The sequence below is a fragment of the Microcoleus sp. S1D4 genome (assembly GCF_036700765.1).
In the GTDB taxonomy this organism is placed as follows: domain Bacteria; phylum Cyanobacteriota; class Cyanobacteriia; order Cyanobacteriales; family Microcoleaceae; genus Microcoleus.
In genome coordinates, this window is sequence record NZ_JAUBPP010000010.1 from 103,377 (window position 1) to 129,857 (window position 26,481).

At 45.4% G+C, this 26,481-nt stretch carries 22 protein-coding genes; 9 read left to right on the top strand and 13 right to left on the bottom strand.

From position 1 onward, the window contains the following. The first annotated feature begins 38 nt into the window (after window positions 1–38). From QT998_RS12825 to QT998_RS12840, 4 genes are read left to right on the top strand one after another with little or no spacing between them, the layout of a single operon-like run. On the top strand, window positions 39–314 hold the full coding sequence (locus QT998_RS12825) for a BrnT family toxin (RefSeq protein ID WP_265239648.1): 276 nt from the start codon (window positions 39–41) through the stop codon (window positions 312–314). Between the two features lie 19 nt (window positions 315–333). Further along, window positions 334–552 carry a BrnA antitoxin family protein gene (locus QT998_RS12830; protein WP_333087333.1) on the top strand — a complete coding sequence of 73 codons (219 nt, stop codon included), beginning with the start codon at window positions 334–336 and terminating at the stop codon, window positions 550–552. Beyond that, the gene (locus QT998_RS12835) at window positions 552–1,880 is read left to right on the top strand and encodes a Na+/H+ antiporter NhaC family protein (RefSeq protein WP_333087331.1); all 1,329 of its coding nucleotides are present in this window, start codon (window positions 552–554) and stop codon (window positions 1,878–1,880) included. Before QT998_RS12830 ends, QT998_RS12835 begins: the two co-directional genes overlap by 1 nt. A 3-nt stretch (window positions 1,881–1,883) precedes the next feature. Next, window positions 1,884–2,807, top strand: coding sequence for a DMT family transporter (locus QT998_RS12840; protein WP_333087330.1), 924 nt, complete (start codon window positions 1,884–1,886; stop codon window positions 2,805–2,807). Between the two features lie 138 nt (window positions 2,808–2,945). Here QT998_RS12840 and QT998_RS12845 read toward each other — a convergent pair whose 3' ends face one another. From QT998_RS12845 to QT998_RS12860, 4 genes are all read right to left on the bottom strand, one after another. Next, window positions 2,946–4,214, bottom strand: coding sequence for a WcaI family glycosyltransferase (locus tag QT998_RS12845; protein ID WP_333087329.1), 1,269 nt, complete (start codon window positions 4,212–4,214; stop codon window positions 2,946–2,948). A gap of 162 nt (window positions 4,215–4,376) precedes the next feature. Next, window positions 4,377–4,814 (bottom strand): ATP-binding protein, encoded by a 438-nt coding sequence (locus QT998_RS12850; RefSeq protein ID WP_194065949.1) that lies wholly within the window; start codon window positions 4,812–4,814, stop codon window positions 4,377–4,379. An 848-nt stretch (window positions 4,815–5,662) separates the two neighbouring features. After that, entirely contained in the window at window positions 5,663–6,664 is a 1,002-nt protein-coding gene (locus QT998_RS12855; RefSeq protein ID WP_333087328.1) for an anti-sigma factor antagonist, read from the bottom strand. Window positions 6,665–7,182: 518 nt separating this feature from the next. Further along, a complete protein-coding gene (locus QT998_RS12860) occupies window positions 7,183–7,851 on the bottom strand; it encodes a DUF3318 domain-containing protein (protein WP_333087327.1) in 669 nt (222 codons plus the stop codon). A 968-nt stretch (window positions 7,852–8,819) separates the two neighbouring features. On the opposite strand from QT998_RS12860, the gene QT998_RS12865 reads away from it, so the two are divergent. Beyond that, window positions 8,820–9,746, top strand: coding sequence for a polysaccharide deacetylase family protein (locus tag QT998_RS12865; RefSeq protein ID WP_333115413.1), 927 nt, complete (start codon window positions 8,820–8,822; stop codon window positions 9,744–9,746). A 43-nt stretch (window positions 9,747–9,789) separates the two neighbouring features. Next, on the top strand, window positions 9,790–11,268 hold the full coding sequence (locus QT998_RS12870; RefSeq protein ID WP_333115411.1) for a DUF5009 domain-containing protein: 1,479 nt from the start codon (window positions 9,790–9,792) through the stop codon (window positions 11,266–11,268). Between the two features lie 134 nt (window positions 11,269–11,402). Here QT998_RS12870 and QT998_RS12875 read toward each other — a convergent pair whose 3' ends face one another. Both QT998_RS12875 and QT998_RS12880 read right to left on the bottom strand, forming a co-directional pair. After that, complete coding sequence (locus tag QT998_RS12875) at window positions 11,403–11,537, bottom strand: hypothetical protein (protein WP_333115409.1); 135 nt, start codon at window positions 11,535–11,537, stop codon at window positions 11,403–11,405. Between the two features lie 57 nt (window positions 11,538–11,594). Further along, entirely contained in the window at window positions 11,595–12,653 is a 1,059-nt protein-coding gene (locus QT998_RS12880) for a hypothetical protein (protein WP_333115407.1), read from the bottom strand. A gap of 204 nt (window positions 12,654–12,857) precedes the next feature. Between QT998_RS12880 and QT998_RS12885 the strand changes: the two genes are divergently transcribed. Further along, window positions 12,858–13,907 carry a ParA family protein gene (locus tag QT998_RS12885; protein ID WP_333115405.1) on the top strand — a complete coding sequence of 350 codons (1,050 nt, stop codon included), beginning with the start codon at window positions 12,858–12,860 and terminating at the stop codon, window positions 13,905–13,907. Then, entirely contained in the window at window positions 13,891–14,505 is a 615-nt protein-coding gene (locus QT998_RS12890) for a HEPN domain-containing protein (protein ID WP_333115403.1), read from the top strand. The genes QT998_RS12885 and QT998_RS12890 overlap by 17 nt, the downstream gene beginning before the upstream one ends. Before the next feature lie 105 nt (window positions 14,506–14,610). On the opposite strand, the gene QT998_RS12895 is transcribed toward QT998_RS12890, so the two are convergent. The 6 genes from QT998_RS12895 to QT998_RS12920 form a co-directional block, all read right to left on the bottom strand. Next, window positions 14,611–14,847, bottom strand: coding sequence for a type II toxin-antitoxin system HicB family antitoxin (locus QT998_RS12895; RefSeq protein ID WP_333115401.1), 237 nt, complete (start codon window positions 14,845–14,847; stop codon window positions 14,611–14,613). Between the two features lie 77 nt (window positions 14,848–14,924). After that, entirely contained in the window at window positions 14,925–16,334 is a 1,410-nt protein-coding gene (locus QT998_RS12900) for a ferredoxin:protochlorophyllide reductase (ATP-dependent) subunit N (RefSeq protein WP_333115400.1), read from the bottom strand. A gap of 18 nt (window positions 16,335–16,352) precedes the next feature. Further along, the gene (locus tag QT998_RS12905) at window positions 16,353–16,622 is read right to left on the bottom strand and encodes a hypothetical protein (protein WP_333218030.1); all 270 of its coding nucleotides are present in this window, start codon (window positions 16,620–16,622) and stop codon (window positions 16,353–16,355) included. Window positions 16,623–16,808: 186 nt separating this feature from the next. Continuing rightward, the gene (locus QT998_RS12910) at window positions 16,809–18,410 is read right to left on the bottom strand and encodes a DUF5331 domain-containing protein (RefSeq protein ID WP_333115396.1); all 1,602 of its coding nucleotides are present in this window, start codon (window positions 18,408–18,410) and stop codon (window positions 16,809–16,811) included. Window positions 18,411–18,441: 31 nt separating this feature from the next. Continuing rightward, window positions 18,442–19,308, bottom strand: a complete 867-nt coding sequence (gene bchL, locus QT998_RS12915) for a ferredoxin:protochlorophyllide reductase (ATP-dependent) iron-sulfur ATP-binding protein (RefSeq protein ID WP_333087316.1) — start codon at window positions 19,306–19,308, stop codon at window positions 18,442–18,444. A gap of 806 nt (window positions 19,309–20,114) precedes the next feature. Continuing rightward, window positions 20,115–22,271, bottom strand: coding sequence for a CBS domain-containing protein (locus tag QT998_RS12920; protein WP_333087315.1), 2,157 nt, complete (start codon window positions 22,269–22,271; stop codon window positions 20,115–20,117). A 324-nt stretch (window positions 22,272–22,595) separates the two neighbouring features. On the opposite strand from QT998_RS12920, the gene QT998_RS12925 reads away from it, so the two are divergent. Continuing rightward, a complete protein-coding gene (locus QT998_RS12925; protein ID WP_333218032.1) occupies window positions 22,596–25,142 on the top strand; it encodes a PhoD-like phosphatase in 2,547 nt (848 codons plus the stop codon). A 491-nt stretch (window positions 25,143–25,633) separates the two neighbouring features. Here QT998_RS12925 and purQ read toward each other — a convergent pair whose 3' ends face one another. Next, window positions 25,634–26,335 carry a phosphoribosylformylglycinamidine synthase subunit PurQ gene (purQ, locus tag QT998_RS12930; RefSeq protein ID WP_333115392.1) on the bottom strand — a complete coding sequence of 234 codons (702 nt, stop codon included), beginning with the start codon at window positions 26,333–26,335 and terminating at the stop codon, window positions 25,634–25,636. Window positions 26,336–26,481: the final 146 nt, after the last annotated feature.

Genomic DNA, 26,481 nt, shown 5'->3' on the forward strand with positions numbered 1-26,481 from the left:
GACAAATTGTAGTTACAATATCTAGTGACAATCAAGGTATGGAATTTGAGTGGGATGAGACTAAACGTCTTACCAACCTTAGCAAACATGGAATTGACTTTATCGACGTTCCATTAGTTTTTGATGGAGAAATCGTAACAGTTGAGGATGAACGATTCAGTTATGGAGAGCAAAGGTTTGTGACTTTTGGTTTGTTGCAAGGGCGAGTAGTCGCTATCGTCCATACAGAACGAGAGGAATGTACCCGCATTATTTCTGCTAGAAAAGCAACTAAATATGAACAACGAATTTACTTCGAGCAAATCTCAAACTGACTGGCAACGCCTAGATGCCATGACTGATGAAGATATTGATTTCTCTGATTGCCCTGAAATTACGCCTGAAATGTTTGCTAAAGCCATAGTTCAGCGAGGCTTGCCCAACCCTAAGACTAAAGCTCAAGTTACCTTACGCATTGACAGTGATGTTTTGGAGTGGTTTAAATCTCAAGGTCGTGGTTATCAAACCCAGATCAACAGCTTACTGAGAGAATACATGAAAGCCCATCAATAATGGACTTGATATTATTTCTAATTATTTCATTTGTTTTACTTTTAGTTAGTGCCATCAAAGGTTATTTTGTACTTTATCCGTTGCTAGCTTCTATGGCAATTTTTATTGCCATTTTGTTGAGAAGGGGATTTCAGATAAACAGCTTAATCAAAATGGCTGTGGCTGGCAGTCAAAAGTCTTTTTCAGTAATCGGTATTTTACTGTTAATCGGGGCAGTCATGGCCGTATGGATGGCTGCGGGGACGGTTCCGGTTCTCGTATATTGGGGAATTAAATTAATTAGCCCTCAATATTTTATTTTTTGGGCGTTTATCTTAACTAGCACGGTTTCTGTGCTGCTGGGGACTTCCTTTGGTACTGCGAGCACGATCGGCATTGCTTTAACGATCGCAGCCAAGGGCAGCGGTGTAAATCCCAATACGATCGCGGGGGCAATAATTGCCGGAGCTTATTTTGGCGATCGGTGTTCTCCCATGTCTTCTAGCGCTAATTTGATTGCCGCCATTACCCGCACAGACATTTATAAGAACCTCAAAAATATGGCGGTAACAGCTTTTTATCCGCTGATAGTTTCCAGCATCTTGTATTTAATCTTATCCTTAGCAAATCCCGTAGAAGTTGCTGGCAATAACCTGGCTTTTGAACTTGGCAAAGCCTTCAATCTCAACTGGATAACTTGGTTGCCAGCCTTGACAATTTTAATTCTTTGTGTTTTGCGAGTTGAGGTCAAAATTGCCATGACTGTTAGTCTAATTGCCGGAAGTGCGATCGCCATTTTCGTGCAAGATTATTCGCCGCTGGACATTCTGCAATTCGCGATCGCCGGATTCAAGTTAGAATCAACTTCAAGTTTAAAAGATATTGTGGCGGGAGGAGGGATTTTGTCGATGCTCAAAGTTTCAATAATTGTAATTGTATCGACAGCATTTGCCGGTCTTTTTGCAGGAACAAAAACGCTAGAATTTATTGAATTGTATCTAAACAAAGCTCGAACGAGAGGCGATTTATTTTGTGGAACGACAATCATAGGAATTTTATCGGCTGCATTTGGCTGCACCCAAACAATCGCCATCCTTCTGACTCATCAGTTAGTTGAGGAAAAATACCGAAAAGAAGGATTAGATAATTATCAACTTGCTGTAGACTTAGAAAACACCGCTGTTGTGATTTCTCCCTTAATTCCTTGGAATATTGCCGGATTAGTGCCTGCAACTATCTTGAGCGTCAATGCAGATTTTATCCCTTATGCCTTTTATTTGTATCTCATTCCGTTGTTTAACTTAATTCAAATTAAATTGGCTAAACCTCATAAAAATTCGCCCTACTAATAAATGAATAATAGAGTATCAATCGGTTATGTTTTGGCAGTAGGAGCAACTGCTATTTGGGCCGGTAACTTTATCGTTGCTAGAGCTTTGAATCAGGATGTTTTGCCGATTGGTCTAGCTTTCTGGCGATGGACTATTGCTGTGGCTACATTAGCACCATTCACCGTGCGGGCAGCAGTTGCAGATTGGAAATTGATTCAAAAATCTCTCCCTTACTTGACTGTATCGGCCCTGTTAGGCGTGACTACTTTTAACACTTTGATCTATGTGGCCGGTCACACAACCCTGGCGGTGAATATGGCGTTAATTGCCAGTTGTTCCCCGGTTTTTATTGTACTTATGTCTCGTCTTTTTTATGGAGAAACTATCTCGTTAACGCGCGCTGCCGGCATTGCGATCGCCGTCAGCGGTGTTGTATTGTTAATCGCGGGAGGCTCGTTAGAGAGGCTGCTGAGTATTTCCTTTGGGATCGGCGATTTGTATATGCTATTGGCATCTATCATCTTTGCTGGCTACACTATGCTGGTGAAGCGCAAGCCACCAAACCTGCGGATGACAACTTTCACTTTATGCACTTTTAGCTTGGGGCTGTTGTTTTTATCGCCCTTCTATGCACTGGAATGTTGGATTTATCACCCTGTGGCGTTCAATCCTTCGATCGCCCTGGCGTTACTTTATGTGGGGGTTCTGTCGTCCGTGGTGGCGTTTCTGGCGTGGAATCAGGCGATCGCCCTGATTGGCCCGAACCGCACAGCCTTAATCTATTACCTGATTCCAGTGTTTAGCGGTATTGCTGCGTGGCTGTTTCTCGGTGAAGCGATTTCGTTGGTGCATATTTTTAGTGCATTGGCGATCGTCTGTGGCATTATTATTACTAATCGCACTAAATCAAGCCTTGTCGGAATCAGGAACATACCGAAAAATTGAATTATATTATATCAGATAACATGACTATCATCAACTTCGTAGTGAGGACTTCTGTTTTTTCCTCAGCCTTTTAGTCGATCGCGACTAAAGTCGTTACTACAAAAGAGCGCTACCTATTGCACTAATCCAATTATCTGATTACTTTGGCAGCGGTGCCAAGACTTTCTCAGCATGACTCGCCGCCACCGCCGCAAATAAAGCCTCATAATGATTCAAAGCTTCCTCAAATCCGTAATTCTCAACAGCATAATTTCTACCTTGTTCCCCCAACGCATTCACCCGATCGGGATTTAAGAACAAATCCTCCACAGCATCAGCCAAAGCCTCCGCATCTTCCGGCGCTATTACAACCCCGCCACCGCTTTGCTGGACTGCTTTGTGCGCCGTACCAGTTTCGGGAACCGACGCCAAAATTGCCCTACCGCTAGCGAGAATTACTTGAATTTTTGAAGGCATATTAAAGTTAGTAACGCGCAGCTTTTGTACGACTAAACTCACATCAGCAGCAGCTAACAGTTCCGGCAATTTTTCTCGCGGTTCAAAGGGTAGCAACATTACATTCGTAGCTTTATAAGTTTCGCAATCTTTTTGCAAGCGCGCTAGTGCTGTTGATTCTCCGACAATTACAAAAGCAATTTCAACTATGTGTTTCAAACGGGCTGCTGCTTTGACCACTGTTTGCAATCCCTGAGTCAGGGCAATATTTCCAGCATACAGAACGACAAATTTGCCCTTGAGTTTGTGGGTTTCTCGAAAGGGGTTATTTTCTTTGGGTAAGGGGCGAATGAAATTGACATCAACCCAATTGGGAAGGCAAACTATTTTTTCTGGGGGTACTCCCTGAGAGTGCAATTTTTTGATAAAACCGCTGTCGATGACGCTGACTTGGCTGGCTGTGCTGTAGGCAAATTTTTCTAAGGCGTCAGCAATCTTAATTAGCAGTCCGTTTTTTTTCACCAAGCCGACGCGCACGGCTGCTTCTGAGACTATATCCTGTACGTTGAGGACGATCGGGCAAGCGCGACTCCAGCCGTAGAGGGCAACAGGGACGCAAATCGGTAAAGGGGGCATTGTCGAGAAAATTACGTCGGGACGCCAGCCGCTGAAGGCTTGGACGGCGCTGGAGAGGACAAAACTGCCGTCTAGTAAAAGTCTGTCTAGGAGGCTGGGATGGGGGCCGTTGACGCGCAGGTAGCTGCGCTGAATTGTGACGCCTTTGTGTTCTTCGGTGAGGTAAAATTTGCCCTGATATTGCGGATAAATCCGGCGCTGGGGATAGTTGGGCATTCCCGTGATGACTCGCACTTGGTGGCCGCGCTTGACTAAGCCTTGCGCTAGTTCTGTCATCAGGGGGGCAATGCCGATCGGCTCTGGATAGTAGTTATAGGAATAAATTAGAATACGCATAATATTTATTTGGCAGCAAATTGTCCTGCCGCGACGCGAGTCTACACCCGGTGAGTTGCAGAGGATGTGGTTGGGTTCCGGGTAGCACAACAGGGGGCGGTGCTGGAACCTTCCACTTTTTGCAAAAGAAGCCGCTCTGGATCGGGCGGGCCGCAAGCGCTTTCAGGTAAGGTTTTTTCGCATTACCAAGCAGTTGCGGCGATCGTCGGTACGGATATACCGAAGATCGTCTGTGAGCTTGTACATGAACACAAGTCCCCTTTCTCCTTCTCTGTCTAAGGGATCGCGCTGCTCTTGCATGATCGAGTGCAGCTTTGCTTCCAGGTTGAATGGTTGACCCCTGTCCCAAATCCTAATTTCTAAGTAATCGGCAAACACTTTTACCTCAATGTCGATCGGCGTCGCGGAGGGCAAGTTCTGGTGAGCGTGGCGGACAGCATTTGTAAAGCCTTCGTTGACGATCAGCCTGCACTGCCACCAGAAATCCGCCGGCAGCAGCGGCAAAACTATATTCTCCAACCATTCCAAAATGGATGTTAAAGCCTCCAAGTCTGTTTCAACTTGAAGGTGCGACTCGGCCTTTGGTTGCTCGTTTTTCATTTTTTTTCCCCTTTGTCGGTCCCCACCAGCACTATACTCAGCACCGGAAAGAGAGGAAAATGAGGGCTCTGTCTTGGCAACATATTAGTTAAGTCAAGCTTGAGTTGAAGAAGCTCGTTTTGCCTCAAGGTGAGCATTCCTTTCGCACCATTTACTCGCACAGAAAATGAGAGACTTCCGATACTGTAACCCGCCTCAATAGGGCGTTTAAATTAGGAAAATTCCCGATTCAGCTTGCGACGAGTGGTTTGAGTTTCCACCGTGTTAGCAGTCGGTACTTTTGTGACGATCCTACTCTGAATCAAAGATTACAGTATAGGCATCTGAGTCCTGTTAAGGATATCGAGATCTTCCTTCGAGATACTCCAAAATGTTTCTCTCGCTCGGCGTTTTATAGTGAGGAACACGTCGGGCCCCACTGTTTTTGCAGTATATCAAAGATTGTTTGTTCAGGCTGTGAAGGTTTTCCCGTCCTACGGCTTCGGCGGGCTGCGCCAACGGCATCGGTCAACCTTCCATCCCACACATAAACCGGGCTTTCATCCCACCCACCTATCAAAGATTAGGTCGTGGGGATTCCCGCGCCCGCTAGCTAAACATAGGTTAGTTTTTGTCGTCATTGAAAACCCTGGTGGCGTAATTCGAGCCTGACCAGAACTGCCAAATTGCTAATTCGTAGTTCGATCGCCTATTTAGCAACTAGCTGCCCATTTTTTCGGTGTGAATTTTAACACTTAATAGTAACTTAGCGATCGCTACCGAGTCTGCTTAACTAAATATCGAGTTCTAGTTCCAGCAGCCCCTCGGCAACAGCACCCGAGAGTTCAGCAATGAGTTGTTGAGGACTCCTACACAGCACCGCTATTTTTGTTAAACAGGACTGTTATAGTTTTAACAATTAGTTTCAAGTCATAGATCAGGCTCCAGTTTTCTTGATATTTTAAATCTAAACGGATGACATCTTCAAAATCGCGGACTTGAGAGCGACCGTTGACTTGCCATTCGCCAGTCATCCCGGGCTTGACATCCAAACGCTGCCACTGAGGGACTTCGTAGCGATCTACTTCGTCTGGAGTAGGCGGTCTGGTGCCGACTAGACTCATTTCGCCTTTGAGCACGTTCCAAAACTGCGGCAGTTCGTCGAGACTGGTTTTGCGTAAGATTCGCCCGACTTTGGTAATCCGGGGGTCGTTGTCATTTTTGAAAAATGCGCCAGAAGCTTGGTTTGTAATTTGGTCTTTCATAGCTTCGGCGTTGGTACACATCGATCGAAATTTCCAAATCTGAAATTTTCTCCCCATCCAGCCGCAGCGGGTTTGTGCAAAAAATATCGGGCCTGGATCGTTGATGGTGATGGCTGCGGCTATGGGTACGAACAAAATTGCTGTAATCACCAAGCCGACTATGGCCCCAAGAATGTCTATCAGCCGTTTCACCAACGATTGCACTGAGGGGTGCGTCATCGGTAGGTGGTTGTCCGGGGAGTTGGTTTCTGCCGGAGTTGAGGTGGCAGGGGTCTGCTCGATCGTGAGCACTTGATCTAAACTGGTGAGAGCGAATACTGCCATCACCTGCGGCTTCAGGCTGCGAAGCACCAAGTCGCTGCCGCGCTGTTTGGCAAATTTGAGATTGCTGACTAAAGCACCAATTCCGCTACTGTCAATAAACGTCGTGTGAGTGAAGTCTAGGACAATTTTGCTGGGAGCGGTGCTTTCAGAGAAAAGTTCCTGGCAGGTTTTTTTGAAGTTTACGGCTTCAAGTACGCTCAAGCGCACGGGTATGTGAACCGAGGGAATCTCGTCGAAGTACGTAACCCGAAAATCTTCTGCCTCTGGGGTTGTGCTGACCATGAAGTCCTAGTTTCAAATTTCAAACTGATATCTTTAACCTATTCTGTCTTACCCGCTCCACCTTTACCAAATATTGTTTTTACCGGGCTAGCTTTATCGCAACTTTACAAAAATGCCAGAAAAGCTTGTTGCCGATCGTCCCGATATCGAAGGCCGAGGTAAACTCTAGTCTACCAGTCCCTGTTTGGGCGGAAAAATAATTTTGAACGCAGCCGCCGCCCAACTTTCACCTTTGATATCAGATACGTTCCATTGACCGCAATATGTAGTGCGGACGACCGTCCGCCCTCAGCCGGAGGACTTGCATTGGACACGGGCGATCCGTTTTTGTTCTACTAATCCACCGGACATGATATGAATCAAGATTTTTATCACTTCTGGCAGATTAATTTTGTCTTTAAAAATTCCGATGTGTGTCTTGTAGCGGGATAGCAAGCGCAGTTAACGCTTAACAGTTAACTGGAAAGTCAAGAGTTAATCGTTAACTAAAAAATCCCTGCAAACGTCGGGAAATGAGGTTAAGAATTGTAGACGTTTTCTGACTGGGAGGTTTCGCGGGTGATGGGTTTGACTTTGGCTTTGGCTTTGGCTGCGTTGCGTTTGAGGGCCTGGAGACGAGCTTCGTATTTAGCCCGCTGCTGTTTTTTGGAGGTTTGCTCAATTAAGGTTTTTAAGGCGCTACCGAGGCTTTTGTAGGCGTTTGGGAGAGTGTAACCGAAGCGGGTGGCGAGGGCGAGGGCTTTTTCGTCTGCATCTACTGCTTCTTTTAGACTTTTCTCTCCGTTGTTTTTTTGGTAAAGCCTCCAGCCGGAGACGCCGCACAAAGATATGGCCAACAGCAGTAACAAGCCGTCTTGTACCCAAAGTTCGCCGACTGCGCCGCCTAAACCAATGGCGAGGGCTGCCATTTCCCAACCGTCTCTGGGGATGGTGTCGTTTTGGATTCTGGCGACTTCGTGCCAAAATAAAAGATTGCGCTGATCCATTGCTAGCTGTTCCCAGCGGATCAGGTCTATTTGAATTTCTACCTGGTCTTTGCCTATTTCTTCGCTGCGGATCAGGGTTGGATTAACTTCTATTGTTTTTTCTACTGTTACCCAACTTTGGAGTTCTGGGGGCAGTATATTTTTCAAGCGCCGGATCTCACTCATCTCGGCTCTTGCTGTAGAGGTTGCATAGGATGTCATAGCTCCGGCCTATTGATTTTCCAAAGGTTAATATGTGTCTATTTCTGTGAGTATAGCAAACCTTGAATCAAAATTTTGTCGGGCAGCGGGGGTGATTCACGCTCGGGATAGCTACGCTTAACGACCTTTTGGCAATTTTACTAGATTTTACTCTGCTTGGCGGGGCGATCGCAACTGCCTGCTACATCCTTAACTTTCGACTACTCGATCAAAGGTTGAATTTCTTGTCGCAATTTCGACCAAGCCGCCAAAATATCAGGCTGAGAAGTTATCCTTTTTTTTGCTAAAAATAGCACTTTTGCATCGAAGGAGAATCCTTTCAACTGTTGATAGTTGACAAGATCAAATTTTTCTAATTTTTATACTCAGGGTTCGAGGTGTTCGAGGGAGTATGCTAAGTCGCCATTCATGAAAAAATGCAGTCTGTGTCTAAATATTTACATCATTTTTTCAACGCATATTCTTTGCCTTGACGCTGCCTGTAAGAAATTAGTTGAATGTGATGTGTGGGGAAAGCTTTCAGTTTATTTTAGATGATTTTTAGGGTATTGCCGGTCGAGCCGTCGTTAACAATGATAAAATTCTAACCGTGATTTTTTTGAGAAATTTCTAAAATTTTGTCACAGGTTTGCTCTATGCAGTTTGCTTTGTTGTAAACAGGCTTAATTACTGCGATTTTCGTGATTGTTGTTCTATCGGGCGATCGCTCAAAGATACTACCACCTAGGGCGGTAAATCACAAGCCAAAAATTACAGGTAAAACTTCGGGTAAGAAATAAGCACGGTCAACTTTGGGCGCTAGTTGCATCAAAAGTGCGATCGGTATAAATTGTATCATGCTAGACTTGCCTTAGCCGATATTTAAGGACGACACGGGCGATCGACAATCTCAATGCTCCCAGCACCAGGCCCCGAAAAACCCTCATACTGCCGCCATAACCCTTTACCTCAAAAGCTTGTAATTGTCAATGGTAAATTATTTAATTAACAAATGGCCCGAGTATTTTCAGCCTGGTATTACGTCCAAAAAAAAACGAATTATTAGCTTTTTACTAGCCTTTTTCCTAACTTTCATCACATATCAAACCATCTTAGAAATCGTCACAGTAGAAATTCCGATTTTTGGCTTTCACGATATTGTAAACCTTCAGAATCCCCAGGAAATACCGCCGCAGCGGCGAGATTCTCCCGGCGACTACAGCCAGCAAAACTTAGAACCTTTTTTAGAAAATTTAGTCATTCATAACTATTGGTTTTTGTCAACCCAAGAACTTTACGAATATTTCATCGCCAATCCCAAAAAGCCGATACCGAGTGAATATCGCGGACGCAAAAAAGTTATGATTAGTTTTGACGATGGAAACGAAAGCATTTATACCCACGTACTGCCGATTTTAGAAAGACTCGAAAATAAATACGGCAAAAAAACTAAAGTAGTTGTATTTATCAACTCCGGCTTCTTGGGCCGTCAAAACTCACTCATAAAAAAAGTAACTTGTCAAGACTTGAGACACGGAATGCAGCAAGGTTATTATGATATTCAATCCCACGGGCTGAATCACGAAAAACTCACAAAAATTTCTCTAAAAGCATTAGACAGAGAATTATCTCAAGACCAAATTAGACTGAGGAAATGCACCCAAGATTTAGACCAAAATCGCACAGTCGCCTCGCACATAGCCTACCCGTTTGGCGCTGTCAACAAACAAGTTGAAAAATACGTTGCCCAATATTTTTCATCAGGATATTTGTACGACAGTTCAAAATTAAAACTGCGCTTTTTTCCACCCAATAAATACCGAATATCGAGATTAACAGTGAATAAAAAACATTCGACAAAAAGACTCAGCAGCTTAGCTTCAGGAAGCTGGCTGCACCAATTAATTGGCAAGTAAAATTTGGCAACTATACAGCATTCAAAACAAATCGGTAAGTGCATTGGAATACACAACATCAGATTCACAACACACGGTAAAAAACGAAAAGCTTTTTGCAGTTGCTGCGGTTTCCCAACGCGCCGACGCGCTGGATGCGCTGCGGGGAATAGCAGTTTTAGCAATGGTTTTATCAGGTACCATAGCCCGCAAAACATTGCCGGCGTGGATGTATCACGCCCAACTCCCTCCACCAGACCACGTTTTTAATAACAAACTAGCAGGATTAACCTGGGTTGATTTAGTTTTCCCCTTCTTTCTGTTTGCAATGGGTGCCGCAATACCCCTAGCTTTGTCCCGCCGCATCGCCAAGGGATGGGATACAAAAAAAGTAGTTTTATTTATTTTGCAAAGAGGCTGTTTATTGGCATTTTTTGCAATATTTCTCCAGCACATTCGCCCGACTGTAATTAGCCCGGAGGAAGCAAGCAGACTAAAGTGGTGGCTGGGATTGTGCGGATTTTTCCTATTATTTTTTATGTACGTTCGCTGGCCTCAAAAGTGGTCTGAATGGCTGCGTAGGGGGTTAACTCTGGCTGCTTGGAGTGCGGGAATAGTCTTCGTATCTCACATCAAATATCCCAGCGGTGTAGGATTTTCAGTTGACCGCAGCGACATCATCTTGATGGTACTTGCAAATATGGCCGTTTTCGGGTCGCTAATTTGGCTGTTTACTCGTTCAAATGTGTGGCTGCGAGTAGGAATTTTGGGCTTGTTGTTAGCGGCGCGACTGTCTTCTCCTGCTGACGGTTGGGTCAAGTTAGTTTGGTCGTCATCTCCTGCAACTTGGCTGTTTCAATTTGATTATTTGAAGTATTTGTTTGTGGTGATTCCGGGTACTGTTGTCGGGGATTTACTGAATCGGTGGATAGAGTATTATTCGCCGGCAGAGTCGAGTTATGCGAAGTGGAAGAATTGGCGTTATTTTAGCATTCTGGTTTTGATGTTGGCGATTGATTTAACCTTGTTAATTGGACTGCAAGCTAGATGGGTGTGGCAGACTTCGTTAGTGACGCTGATGCTGTGTTTGTGCGGTTGGGTTTTGTTGAAAAAACCTGGAAATGTCACGGAAAATTTATTGAATCACCTTTACAAATGGGGTTTTTATTGGCTGGCTTTGGGTTTGCTGTTTGAGCCTTATCAAGGGGGAATCAAGAAAGATTCGGCGACGATGAGTTACTTTTTTGTAACGGCGGGAATGGCGATTTTTCTGTTAATTGGGTTGACGGTAATTATCGACGTGTTTCAGAAAAGATGGTTTTTGCAGTTGTTTATTGATAACGGGTTAAACCCGATGATTGGCTACGCAGGATTTGCTAACATTATCTGGCCGATTCTGGTTTTAACTAAATGGGAACCGGTGATTGTTGAGATGACTTCAAGCAATCCGTTTATGGGGTTTTTGAGGGGTTTTGGATATACGGCGATTTTGGCGTTAATTGTGATGGGGTTTACCAGGTTGAAACTATTTTTGAGAACGTGAGATAATTAAAAGGCGAGAACATCTTCACGTTTGGTAATTATAATTTCCTCATTGGCTTGCCTAAATTCAATATTAAACTTATCAAGCACAACTTCTCGCCCTAAAAGCATGATATCATTTCCGGTTTGCGATCGTCACAAAAAAGGTTCGTAGTACGGACTTGCATAGGCTTTCATTTTGCGGACTTCAGTCCGCACTACGAACGAATCTGATTGCGGTAAATCGAACGGACATAATATGATATCTGCTTTTGCAGGGGTTTTGTTCATAGATGATGCTGTGATTGGCTAGAGAGATTTGCTTGGAAAATCCTAGGGAGTTACAGTCTATGAAACTGACTTTAAAATGCCGCTTTCCAACTGATAAATTGCTGCCATAATTCCAGTTTCAGGATTTGTGAGCAGGGATTTTTTGACATCTTTCAAGTATTCTACAATGTGTTCCCGCAAAATCGGTCTTTCTACTGTGACTGTGTGATTGTAATCCCACAAATCCCAGATGATAATGCCGATGCCGACAATCGGGTCGATTAAACCTACTCCCAACTGACTTGCAACTGTACCGCCTGTTTTTGTAGCTACTTTGGCTGCGGCTTTGCTGGCAACTTTTGCGGTAACTTTGCTGCCAATTTTTGCAGCAATTCCTAATATTAAGGGTTTGGCAATTAAGTAGCCGCTGCCGCCAACTAATACTTTTAATGATAAATTAGAAATGTTTCCTTGGTCATTAATTGTGGTGGCAATATCGTTAAGATATTTGTCCCAATGTACCTGCGGTATGTTATAGTTGTTTTGAACTACTTTGACATTTTTGCTAACTTCGGCTATGTACAAGTTAGCAGTATCTTGAGTGATTAATTGAAATCGCATTTGAGCATTTTTGGGAACCAGCACGCGGTTAGCAAATTCTCTTTGGAAGTCTTCGGTTAATTTTTCAGCAACAGATTGAGATGCTGCTGTCATGTCAAATTTGTTGAATACGGCGGATTTGACGAAAGTGAAAGGGACTGTAAACTCCATCTTTTTTTGATTGAAGTAATCGAAGTACCAATCGAGGAAACTGTTGTCTACTCGTGCAATTACTTCGCTTTCCCATTTGTCCAACTCTTTTGAGGCAAAAGTTTCTGCTGTTATATGGGATTTTTGGATGGCGTTTTTAATGTCTTGGTTGACTTTGCTAAAATCGTGTGGCGGCGAGACTACAACTGCTGTGGTTCCGGTATTTGTTAGTGACTGGGAAATTAGAAAGTTACCTAATAGGGGAATGATGACTACTAGAATGACAACTGTCCAAACCATCGGTGTCACGGTTTTGATAAACTGAGCGAGCACCTTGAGGCGTTCTGTTTTTTCTGAATAGCTGATTCTTTCGTTTTCTCGACTCATGGCGGTTCTGCAAGTGATGAGAATGGGGGCTAGTTTCGATTATAGGCGGCGTTTCCTGAATTGTGTTGCGGGGGAGTAGCCTGGGATTCTGGAAGGGTTGGGGAAAAAGTGCGCCTTTTCATCCCTGGCTGTATAGCTCTATAATAATAGTTACAGGCTTAGTTATAATGCTCAGGTACTGACTTTTCCAAAAGTATAAAAAAGATGGTTCAAAAAATAGCTCTATTTAATCACAAAGGCGGCGTTAGCAAAACAACTACTACATTCAATCTAGGATGGATGTTAGCCACCAAGGGGAAAAAAGTAATCATAGTGGATGCCGATCCGCAATGTAACTTGACAGGGATGGTTCTGGGGTCTTCAACTAAGGAAGAGCTAGAGGAAGTATATAAAAAAGAACAGAATATTAAATCAGGCTTAGCCCCTGCATTTGAATCAAGGCCTAAGCTAATTGAGGCTGTAGATTGTTTGCCAGTAGAAGGGTGCGATGGTTTATTTTTGTTGCCAGGTCATGTGGGATTTGCTGAATATGAGGTAACATTAGGCATTGCACAAGAGTTAAGCGGTTCAATTCAAGCACTGCAAAACTTACCTGGTTCAATTTCGTATCTTTTGCAAAAAACAGCAGATAAATTTGAGGCTGATTATATTTTGATTGATATGAGTCCAAGTTTAAGCTCAATTAATCAGAATCTGCTAATGACCAGTGATTTTTTTATAGTTCCCACAAGTCCTGACTTCTTTTCAGTAATGGCGATCGACTCTTTGGCAACAATTTTGCCAAAATGGTATGCTTGGGCTCAGAAAGCTTCAGAAATGAGGATTTTGAAAGATGCCGACTATCCATTTCCCAAAGTTACACCGCGCTTGCTTGGGACTGTAGTTCAAAACTATCGAATAATACGTCAAGAACCCGCCGCTGCTTTTCAGAATTGGATAAATGCCATTGAAGAAGCTGTTTCTACTAGATTAGTACCATCTTTGCAAATAAATAATATGCTACTAAATAATCAGATGTACAATTCTCAAGGAATTGGCAGTGATTTCTGCCTTGCAAAAATTTCTGACTTTAACAGCCTTATTGCTAAGTCTCAAGAGCATCAAACACCAGTTTTTGCCCTCACCTCTGAGCAAATAGAACAGAAAGGTAAAGTTTTAACAGATGCTCAAAAAGCACAAGAACCCTTCAGAGAAGCTTTTTCCAAACTAGCAGACAGAGTTATTGGGTTAACGTGCCATGCAGTCAGCAATTGATCTATTTCGCATCAGTATTACCCGCGTTCGCGATTTAATTGCTGTGCATAATTCTCTAAAAGCTCAAGCTAGCAGTGTTCTGGATCTTTCAGATATGCTGAGAGCTGCACTTGTTTTAGCAGTTAGTGCTTTGGACTACTATATTCACGAAGTTGTCAGGATAGGAATGTTAGAGATTCACCGAGGACAACGTACTGAACCGCCAGCATTTTCGGGGTTTCAAATTTCACTGGGTAACGCTCGTGCAGGTATAAACGCAGGACAAAATATAGATTCTTGGCTAGAAGATGAAATTCGCCAACGCCACAGCTACAAAAGTTTTCAGCAGCCAAAAGCTATAGCCGATGCTGTCCGGCTGATTTGCGATAAAAAGTTGTGGGAAGAAGTCTCTACTAACATGGGTAGGTCGGCTAAAGATGCTAAAGATATAAAAACACAACTAAGTCTGATTGTCGATCGCCGAAATAAGATTGCACATGAAGCAGATATAGATCCTACTTTATCGTTAGGGAATCGCTGGCCTATTGACGAACTATTAGTTAATGAAGCGGTTGATTTTCTCGAACAAGTTGTTGAGAGCATACACAATATTTTGTAACCCGCGAGTCTAGACAATTGAAGGTAAAGGAATCTCATAGCTGTAGGGTGCGTCGCTATGGGATAAATGCCAAGGGCGATAATTTTTGAAGCGACGCACCCTACTTTAACTTTTAGCAGGTAAAGGAATCTCATCACCGCACTCACAAGCAGTCTCTACCCACAATTTCCTAGCCTCCTTAATATTCTCCATCGCTTCCGACAAAGTTTCACCCACAGACATACAACCCGGAAGGTCTTTAATTATCACCGTATAACCTTCCGATTCTGGATAAAAAGTAATAGGATATTTCAGACTCAAATAATAATCCAGAGATGTGAATTGACTTTCATCCGCGTTCATCCGCGTTCATCCGCCTACATCAGCGGTTCAAAAAAATAAGGTGAGCAACGCCCACCTTACCATCTTACAAAAAACGATTAGACCTTCGCTTCATTCTTCACCAAATTACCCCAACCCAAATCCTTCAGCGAATTATTCCGGCGCAGCGGACGAGTCACCAACTCCAAAATATCCCGCGCATTCCCAAAGCCGTGAATCTGAGCAAAAGTAAACTCAACAGACCACTTAGTATTAATTCCCCGCGCTTCCAAAGGATTAGCGTGAGCCATACCAGTAATCACCAAATCAATATTCTGCTCGTAAATCCGCTGAAGCTGATTGTAATTGTCCGGTTTCTCCACAATCCGAGGAGTAGGAACTCCCATCTCGTGACAAGTCTTTTCTAACAAAGCCAACTCGGCGGCTTGATAGCGTTTGTCCATGTAAGGAATGCCGATTTCGGGACAAGTCATGCCGCAGCGAATCAAGAAACGCGCTAAAGAAATCTCTAGCAAATTGTCGCCCATGAAGAAGACAGATTTGCCGCGAATTATTTGCAGGTAATCTTCTAAGCCGGCCCAGATTTGTGCTTCCCGTTCGTCTAAACCTTTGGGTTCAATTCCCAACACTGAGCAAATCTTTTCAATCCACGCGCGAGTGCCGTCTGGCCCGATCGGGAATGGCGCACCAATTAGCTTGCACTTGCGGCGGCGCATCAACGTAGAAGCAGTACGCGACAAGAACGGATTCATGCCAGATACATAATAGCCTTCTTCCAATACTGGCAATTCAGTGTAACGCTTGGAAGGAAGCCAACCAGAAACTTTGATTCCTTGCTTCTTCAATTCTAGAGTTAGCTGAGTAACAACCGGATCGGGCAAAGAACCGAAAAGTACCAGCGGTGTGTGCTTGACATATTCGGATTCATCGGCTGCAACTTCTTCTTTTTTCTTGCCGAAGTTTAGCAGTTGAGAGATGGCGTTTCTTTCCTGCTTCTGAGATTCTACTACAGGAGCTTTGTCAGGGCATTTAGCGGCCATTGCTGCTAAAACGGTATCTTCCCCTTGGGTAAAGGCGTAATCCAAGCCGTTAGCGCGGGCTGTGACGATGGGAATGCCGATTTCGGCTTCCAGCTTAGGCGCTAAGCCTTCCAAGTCCATTTTGATGATTTCGGTGGTGCAGGTGCCGATCCAGACAATGACGCTGGGGTTACGATCGCGCTTAATTTGCAAGCACAGCCGCTTCAACTCATCAAAATCGTTTAACTGAGCGGAAATATCGCCTTCTTCCAACTCAGCCATCGCATAGCGAGGCTCAGCAAAAATCATCACGCCCATTGCATTTTGCAAGAAATAGCCACAAGTCTTGGTACCGATGACTAGGAAAAAGCTGTCTTCAATTTTTTGGTAAAGCCAAGCTACGCAGCTAATGGGACAAAATGTGTGATAATTGCCTGTTTCGCATTCAAAGTTTAAAGCTTCGGGTTCGGTAGTAGTAATAGCAGTCATATTTCAAGTGTTCTCCCTTTAAATTGTTTTTAGTCTCGAACTGGACAGGCGCGCGATCGAGTAAATACTTGTTTTGTGCGATCGCATCTCTTGCTGCGGAAAAGCATAGGTTTTTTTCATCTCTAAGGATAAAAGGTGCAGCGGCGAGAAAATAGCTGTTTTGTGCGATCGCGCTCGAATTGCAGCGAACAATAATAGAAATACCTGGTTTTGGCGCAAGTCCTCTGACAATATAGATGCAGCAAACTGAATATTTATGCAGCCGCAGCATCCCAAATTGAACTTCAAAAATTCGGTACGAGGGTCTACAATCTCTCACTGCGGGGAGAGCCTTGTTTTTCAACTCGCTAAGCTAAAAACCCTTTTGATAGTTGTGAGTTTGAGTTAATTAAAAATTAACAACTCGCAACTCACAACTCACAAATAGAGCGGACAAATTTCAGACTAAGATAGCCTTGGGCGATCGCAACAACCTCATTTAAAATCAGACAAAAAACCCGAAATTTCTTCATCTTCATCATCGACATCCAAATCGCCGAGACCTAGAGCATCTAAGTCATCTTCATCAGGATCTCCGGTAGTTGCTTCTCCCAGATCGTCCAGTCCGAGATCGTCGAGGTCATCATCATCATCAGACAGAGAGAAATCGTCCATACCGTCATCGTCCAAGTCGCCCAGATCCAGGTCTAGGTCTAGGTCATCTGAAGTCGATGCCCCAAACGGATCGGGTATTTCTTCGGCGACAAAATTTGGCTCTTCTTCCCCAAACGGATCGGATATCGCCGCTTCGAGGTCTCCAGAGGTCAAAGTCCCAAATTGTGATGAGGCTTCTTCCTCATCGTCATCGCCGAGGTCGAAACCGTCCAAAGCCGAGGCTTCTTCCTCATCGTCATCGCCGAGGTCGAAACCGCCCAAAGCCGAGGATTCTTCCTCATCGTCATCACCGAGGTCGAGACCGCCCAAAGCCAAGGCTTCTTCTTCCTCGTCATCGCCGAGGTCGAGTTCGTCATCGCCGAGGTCGAGACCGCCCAAAGCCAAGGCTTCTTCTTCTTCCTCGTCATCGCCGAGGTCGAGTTCGTCATCGCCGAGGTCGAGACCGCCCAAAGCCAAGACTTCTTCTTCTTCCTCGTCATCGCCGAGGTCGAAACCGCCCAAAGCCAAGACTTCTTCTTCTTCTTCCTCGTCATCGCCGAGGTCGAGACCGCCCAAAGCCGAGGCTTCTTCTTCCTCGTCATCGCCCATATCGAAGCCAGATACGGCATCTTCCTCGTCATCGCCCATATCGAAGTCAGATAAGGCGTCTTCCTCATCGTCGCCGAGGTCGAGACCGTCCAAAGCCGAGGCTTCTTCCTCGTCATCGCCCAAGTCGAAGTCAGAGACAGCTTCTTCCTCGTCATCGCCCAAGTCGAAGTCAGAGACAGCTTCTTCCTCGTCATCGCCCAGGTCGAAGTCAGAGACAGCTTCTTCCTCAAACTCATCGAAGGATTCATCCTCGGAACTGAGTGCATTAGCAGCCACCAGACCGGCGACTCCGGCTACTCCCGCGACTACTCCGGCTGCTAATACCGCACCGCCCAATTGATTCGATTTCGCATCAGTGGGTGCAGCAGTTGCTGTTGGAGTTGCTGCGGGTGCAGCAGTTGCTGTTGGAGTTGCTGTGGGTGCAGCAGTTGCTGTTGGAGTTGCTGTGGGTGCAGCAGTTGCTGTTGGAGTTGCTGCGGGTGCAGCAGTTGCTGTTGGAGTTGCTGTGGGTGCGGGAGATTCGCCTGCAGTCTGCAGTCCGGTAATTGAGGGCATACCCAGCGCTATGTCTGGGTCAAAATTTAGCCCCAACACTTCTATCAGACTGTCTGCATCCGGCTTTAGTTTTGAGAAGGGCAGCATTAGTTGCTGGAGTTCCGGCTCCAGGGCAGCCGCAATTCCCAGGATGAGGTAAGAAACAGGCCTTTTCCCGCCGTCGGGTGTAGCGACCGTGTTGTCAGCCGTCATGTGCAGGAGCAGCCAAGCGCGATTCGTCTGGTAGTAGTCCAACCACTTCTGTTTGAGAGCAACTGAAAAAGTATCAAAAAAAGCCATAACCTCATCCTCATCCTGATCGCTAGACGTATTAAACCATCATCAGGTCTAGCTCATCTTCCTCCTTCTTGACCACTGGTTGCACAGGATTTAGATAAAAATCTGACAGCAAGGAGAATAATTCGCGATCGGGCGTGTCGTTGGGCACTACTCCTTCAGGCATTGCCAAAATCTGGTCGGCGATGTTGAGGTAGTAATCGCAGACGTAGTTTAGGGATGGATCGCTTTCGGCCATCTCAAACAATGTTTTACCTTTGACGCGAGAAACGCGGATGTCTTCAATCAGGGGCAGCACTTCTAGCACCGGCATGGGTACGGTGTCTATGTACTTGTCAATCAAGTCGCGCTTGGATGTGCGGTTGCCAATTAAACCGGCGAGTCGCAACGGGTGAGTGCGGGCTTTTTCGCGGACTGAGGCGGCGATGCGGTTGGCTGCGAATAATGCGTCGAACCCGTTGTCGGTGACGATCATGCAGTAGTCGGCGTAGTTCAACGGGGCGGCAAAACCGCCGCACACTACGTCGCCGAGCACGTCAAACAGGATGATGTCGTATTCGTCGAAGGCATTGAGTTCTTTGAGCAGTTTAACGGTCTCTCCGACTACGTAGCCGCCGCAACCAGCTCCTGCCGGGGGGCCGCCTGCTTCTACGCAGTCAACGCCGCCGTAGCCTTTGTAGATGACATCTTCAGGCCAAACGTCTTCGTAGTGATAGTCCTTTTCCTGAAGGGTGTCGATAATTGTGGGTATTAAAAACCCTGTGAGGGTAAATGTGCTGTCGTGTTTTGGATCGCAACCGATTTGCAAAACTTTCTTGCCGCGCTTGGCTAGGGCAACGGAGATGTTGCAGCTTGTTGTCGATTTGCCAATTCCACCTTTTCCGTAAACTGCGAGTTTCACTCTTTGTTCTCCTATAGGTTTCTATCAAAACGATCGGGGCTGGGGTTTCGCACTTTGATGTTGCGATCGCCCAAATGAAATAGCCTTTCCTCCAATGCCCCTACTGCTATGCCATTTTTGTCTATTTGGGGGTCGGCCGTGTCTTAGCTCGTTGAAAGCATTATTAGCTAACTTGCGAGGAAAAGAAAGGGGGCTGACAAATGAAAATGCTAGTAATTTGATTTATTTTGCATCTTCAGGAATCTTAGCTGTTTTTTTGATTTACAAATCAATTTTTAGCTTTTTTTTAGATTCTAAGTTAATTTTATAATACTTTTTTTGGTTAAAGAGTAACAAAAATAAAACAAAAATTAACTTCTCCAACAATCTGGGCTTTTGGCTTCGGGGCTCTGATGCGGGCAGTTGATGACTTGTACGGCGCGAGGGGAACGCGCACAAAGGCGCTGGTAGATGAGCCAAAGGGGAGAGTGAGTTCGATTAATTGGGTATGGGGATGCCAAAGTTAGACGATTTGAGATTTTGCATTTTTCGATTTGAGATTGGGAAAGATTGATTTTGCTAGGGTTTCTGGTGTTATGTAAAAAATTGTGAATTTTTAGGATTTAGCACGACGGGCTGGGGGACTGGGAGATTTGGGCGAGATTGGGAGATTTGGCAGATTTGGGAGATTTGGCAGATTGCTGGAGAGTGGGAGATGAGGAAAATCTTCCTTCTTCCTCCAAAATCAGACTAATGACTGATGACTAATGACTAACAACTGCCAACAAACAACTGCCAACAAACAACTGCCAACAAACAACTAACAACTAATGAGTGCTGGCGATCGGAATTTCGATCGCAAATTCAGTACCGAGTCCGGCTTCGGAAACGCATTCAAGCCGCCCTCGGTGCTTTTCTACAACTAAGTGGTAAGAAATAGACAGCCCCAAACCCGTACCCTTACCGACTGGTTTGGTAGTAAAAAATGGGTCAAATAATTGGCTGCGAATGTCATCCGGTATGCCCCGCCCGTTGTCAGAAATCCGGATCGTTACAGAATCGCCAACAACTTCAGTGCGAATGGTAATAGCGGGAATAGTCAATGGAGAACTAGGAATTGACGGTGGTGGATTTTCCCCGTTTCTCTTCGCCCACTCCCCGTTATAGATTTCTTCATCTAAGGCATCAATCGCATTACCGAGAATATTCATAAAGACTTGATTTATTTGACTGCCACAGCACTCGACGCGGGGCAAATCGCCGTATTCCTTAATAATGTGAATTCCTGGATGTCTGCCTTGAGCTTTGAGTCGGTGCTGCAAAATCAACAAAGTGCTGTCGAGTCCTTCGTGAATGTCAACGGGTTTGACGTTAGATTGATCCGATCGCGAAAAATTACGCATGGACAAAACTATTTGGCGGATGCGTTCGGTTCCTACTTGCATTGAAGACAGCATCTTAGCTAAGTCTTCCACCAAAAAATCGATTTCCATCTCTGCTGCTGCTTCCCGAATTTCCGAGGCTGGTTCGGGATAGTGCTGCTGGTAAAGATCCAAGAGTTTGATCAATTCTTTGATGTAATGATTGGTGTGGGAAAGATTGCCGTAGATAAAATTCACGGGATTGTTAATTTCGTGGGCGATACCGGCAATCATTTGTCCCAAAGAAGACATTTTTTCGGTTTGGACTAATTGACTTTGAGTTTGCTGCAATTTCCGCACTGTTTCTTCTAATTGCTGTGCTTGATTTTTCAAGCAAGTTTGCTTTGTCCGCAGCACTTCTTCGACTCGCTGGCGCTTAATAATATCTCGTCTCAATAATTCGTTTGATTCTAAAAGTTGGGCCGTGCGTTCTTCAACTTGTTTTTTTAAGTCGTCGTGGGCTTGGCGCAGGGCTTCTTGGGCGCGCTGCTTCTCTAAAATTTCTTGCTGCAAAAGTTGGTTTGTTTTCTGCAATTGGGCGGCTCGATCGTCTACTGCTTGCTGCAAAAGCTCGATCGTCCCGTACATTTCAGATTGGTTAAAAACTTGCGGCAAACTTGTGAGAGAGATGACACCCAAAAGTTCTCTCTGACTGCCAACTACTACCAAACGGCGGACTCCGTGTCGCTGCATTTCTTGGTGGGCCCGGAAGAGGGAATCGACAGGAGATATACAAAATAAAGGTGCACTCATCACCTCAGCGGCGGAAATTTGGGAGAGGTTTAATTCGAGGGCGTGAAACTGCACGATGTCGCGTTCGGTGACAATGCCGACGGGAATAAGGTAATTTTCTATTGGTACGATCGCCCGCTGTGGATGCTGAATTGGTTTTTCGACAATGACGATACAACTAACTCGATGTTTGACCATTAGCAGGGCTAAATCGAGGGCTGAGGCAGTTTCTGGGGCACAAATGACTTCCTTAGTCATTACATCTTCTGCACTGCGTAAATTCGTGAGTAAGTTGACCGGTTGCAGGGCTTCGTGAATGGCTTCGCGGGTGATGATGCCCACGAGTCGATCGCCGTCATCCACTACGGGTAAGTGCCGGATTTGGTACTGGCGCAAGGTGAACATAGCTGTGAAGATGTCTTGAGACTCGGATTGTTTGAGGGTAATTGGCGATCGAGTCATGACATCAGCAATTGTCAGTTTGATGGCGCAAGCTTCGACGGTTGTTAGCTTGACGATATCCCTTTCTGTAAAAATGCCGATCGGGCGATCGTCCTCCACAACTATGACGCAACTGCGCTTTGCCGGGCCCGGAAGAGCTTTTTGTTTTTCGCTACAAAGCTGACACGAGACGCGCATCGGGTTCATGAGAGCTAACACTTGGGCGATCGGGGTTTCTGGAGCCACTGTGAGGGGGTGGCGGTCGATCGCCCGATCTAAAGGTGAGAAGTAGAGCGGTGGGCTGTTGCGCTCTACAGGGGATTCTGATGGTTTAATTACTTGTTGCGGGACTGAATCTAGGAAATGCTGTAAATGTTCTTCTTGTAGCATGGTGATTATTAATTTTTCTTAATGACTTGTTACAATTTTGCGCGCGCGGGTTGCCAGAATTAGCATTAATTAAGCGGTTTACCCGACCGATAAACAGATACAACCCTCCCCCTGGCTGTGGTGGAAAGCCCCCAATTTTCGACTGATGTTCGGACTCTGGCGATCGATCTGTGAAGTAAATGGAGTGAATAAAAAATAGAAAATGGAAAATTGACTTGCGGTCGATCGATCGCCTCACATCTGAATTGCTAGAAAACCCCTAATTTTATTTTATTTTTTTTTAATCCTATGTCGTGGACACCATTAAATCATCGAATTCATCACTTGCCGCTCATCCTGGCCGGCCCGATTTTGCGCCGGACTGAAACAGGGGCGGTGACAGTTTGGCTGGCTCTGAAAGCACCCCGCGAAGTAGAACTCAAGGTTTATGCGACTGAGGGCGGCACCGGCGAAATTCTCGGTGCACCGCTACTCCAAGGTACGAACACTACCGTGGCGATCGGGAAATACCTGCACGTAGTGGCCGTGACGGCTAAATCGATCGACAGCAAAGTCTTGACATACGGAAAAATTTATGCTTATGACATAGAGTTTGCTGCAAGTCCTGATTCGCCCTCGGAGGTTGCACTTCCAGACAAAGAGAAAGAAAATCTCCTTTCTTGCTTGTGGCCTGCATCCCCTAATTTGTCAGTTTCCTCGCCGGAGACGATCGGTTATTTCCCTCACGGGTTGCCGACTTTTGCCCTGCCACCGCAAGATTTAAACTATTTGCGTATTGTTCACGGTTCTTGTCGCAAGCCCCAGGGAGACGGCAGAGATGCGCTGCCAATCTTGGATAATTCGATCGCACAGTTTGCAGGAATGGCAAATTTCCGTCCCCACCAACTGTTTTTAACAGGCGACCAAATTTACGGGGATGACGTTGCAGATCCCCTGCTGTGGGCTTTGACGGATGCTGGCGATACACTTTTGGGCTGGGAAGAAAATATGCCCCTGATGAATGATGCCCAAATAAAAAAGAATTTGAATTTGTGTATCAGTATACCTAAAAATTCAGAAAACGAAAATGTAGTTGGCCAAAAAAGGGAAATTTTTAGAGAGTCGCCTATTGGGAAACAGTCTAAGGCTGAGTCTGACTACAAAAAGCCAATTGAGTTAAAGCCGGGGACTCGCAGCGATATTGCCAGAGATTTTGGCGGCTTTACGGCGATGTTGGTGAATAAACCGGACAAGGCGAAAAGTCATTTGTTCGGTTTGGGCGAATATTGCGCGATGTATTTGTTAGTTTGGTCGCCTGTACTTTGGTGCGATAATTTTCCGAAGGGTAAGGATATTTGTCTAGATTCTAAGCTGGCAAAAGTCTGGGATAGAGAAGTTGTTGAACTTGGCGGTTTTGCTGGCAATTTGTGGAGGGTGAGGCGGGCGCTGGCTAATATTCCGACTTATATGATTTGTGACGATCATGATGTTAGTGATGATTGGTATTTGAATCGGGAGTGGTGTTACCGGGTGCTGGGTAAGCCGCTTGGCCGCCGGGTGGTGCAGAATGCTTTGCTGGCTTATGCTGTGTTTCAGGCTTGGGGAAATACGCCCGCACAGTTCGATCGCGAAAATGTCGGAGATAAGTTATTAAAGGCTGCCCAAAAGTGGTCGAATTCGGCGGGGACTGATGTTGCTGTTTGGGAAGAGGCGGCTTCGTATTTGGGGATTCCGGCGGTTGATATTGAGACTGGTTTGCCGAAGTTAAAGTTAGATGATGATGTTTTGATTTTGGATCGCGATTGTGACGGCGTAAGTGAGGTTTTGAGTTGGCATTTTACTGTGAGAAGTTTTAAGCATGAGGTGATTGTGCTGGATACGCGGACTTGGCGGGGATATCCGGTGAAAAGTGCGATCGATCCACCGATGCTTTTGACTCACAAGGGTTTTGAAGAGCAAATTCAGCAGCCTTTGCGGGAGACTGATTTGTTGAATAAAACTGGGGAGTTTAAGATTGAGGCGACGCTGGTAGTTTTGCCGACTAATTTGGTGGGTTTGTGGATTATTGATGCGGTGCAAAAGTTAGATTTGAAACAGGGAAAGGTTTTTAATAGTGATGCGGGGGATGCTTGGAATTTTCATGAATTGGCTTTTATGAAGCTGTTGTCGGAGTTTTTTAAGCAGCGCGATCGGGTGATTGTTTTGACGGGGGATATTCACTATGCTGCTGCTGTGCGGCTGAGTTATTGGTCTGACAAGCATTTTGGCATTTCTCGCCCGGATGTTGAGTGTTTGCCACCTGGATCTGAGTTGGATATAAAATCTCAAATCGCCGGTAGAAAATATTCTGTATTGGCGCAGTTAACGGCTAGTGCTTTGATTAATGAAGAGTGGAAAACTCATGTGATTCATACTAAGGTTAAGTCGCTATTGCCAGAGCGATCGCACGAATGTTTGGGATGGAACGAGCCGCTGGAGTTGGTGAAAATTTCGAGAGGTAGCAGAAAGAAGGCTGTGGCTGCTGCTGTGAGGAATAGGCAATCTTTTCCTGATTGGGGCTATCGAATTGACTGGATGAAACGACAAAAAGCTAGGGTATTTTTGCCTCATGAAAATGGTGAGATGTCAACTAGAACTCACAAAAATAAACAATTGTCGTGGCTGCATAGGTGGTGGAATTTTATAGCGCTGTTGTGGCGGAATCGCTGGCTACAAGAGGGTGATGAGATTGTGGGATACAGTAATATTGCGATCGTCAGTTTTCAGTGGCCGGCTGAGGGTGATGGGGAGAAGGCCGTGATCCAGAATGTCTATTGGCGGCCTCTTTGGGAGCCTGATAGTGTGGTTTACAGCCAGTATTTTGTGCCGTTAGGATTGGATCAAAATGATTAGATTCCCGGCGGTGAGAAACCCGATCGCCCCTCAACCATTTCTTTGCTAGGTGGCGCGGCGCCAGAAACCGGGTTTTTTACGACAATATCTCGTTAAAATCCAAAAATTAGGTAAGAACCCGGTTTCTTTGCTAGGTGGCGCGGCGCCAGAAACCGGGTTTTTTACGACAATATCTCATTAAAATCCAAAAATTAGGTAAAAACCCGGTTTCTTTGCTAGGTGGCGCGGCGCCAGAAACCGGGTTTTTTACGACAATACTTGATTCTCGTCCAAAAATTAGGTAAAAACCCGGTTTCTTTGTCGGAGTGGGTAACTACTGACACGCCTTTATCCCAACAACTCCAGAAACCGCACATCACCCCGAATCCCATCAAAATCTGTATTAGTTTTTGCTGAGTTTCGATGTGTTTTCCGTACTCCTTGCTTTCTTAACATATCGAGAAGGACTAAAGTCCTTACTACAAACAGTTTTTTTTATAGGCAAAGATGGACTACAAAACAGCCGCCACAGTTGCCATCAGCAACCCTTGAAACAATTTGATTCCATCAGTTTCGCCCAACATCGGATCGGAAGCCCTCTCAGGATGCGGCATCATTCCTAACACATTGCCAGCCCGATTGCAAATGCCCGCAATATTATTTAACGAACCGTTGGGATTGCCAGCATCGTTAATTTTTCCCGCCTCTGTGCAGTAGCGAAATAGCACTTGATTGTGCTCTTCTAACTCTGCTAATGTATGCGGATCAGCATAATAATTTCCTTCGCCGTGGGCGATCGGCAAATCGATGATTTCACCCGTAGTATAAGCCGCAGTCCAACGAGTATTACCGCGTTCGACTTTCAAGGAAGCCCGATCGCAAATAAAATTCAATCCCGCATTCCGCACCAGAGCACCGGGGAGCAAACCAGCTTCTGTCAACACCTGAAAACCGTTGCAGATGCCGAGTACAAGTTTACCTTGTTTGGCGTGTTCTGCCGTAGCTCGCATTGCCGGAGAAAAACGGGCGATCGCGCCGCACCGCAAATAATCTCCGTAACTGAAACCGCCGGGAATTACAATGATGTCAATATCCGAAATATCGGTATCTTCGTGCCAAATCATCCGCGTCGGTTGGTGCAGCAACCCTTGAGTTACCCACACCACATCGCGATCACAATTTGAACCGGGAAAAACAATAACTCCAAATTTCATAAGCAGATGTTGAAGGAAGAAGTCAGTAGTCAGTAGTCAGTAGTCAGTAGTCAGTAGTCATTAGTCCAACGTCATGTTTTGCTGTCCCGCCCGAGTTTTCCGTCCAACGTCATCAGTCCGAGGGAAGAGGTGTTAACTTAAGACTG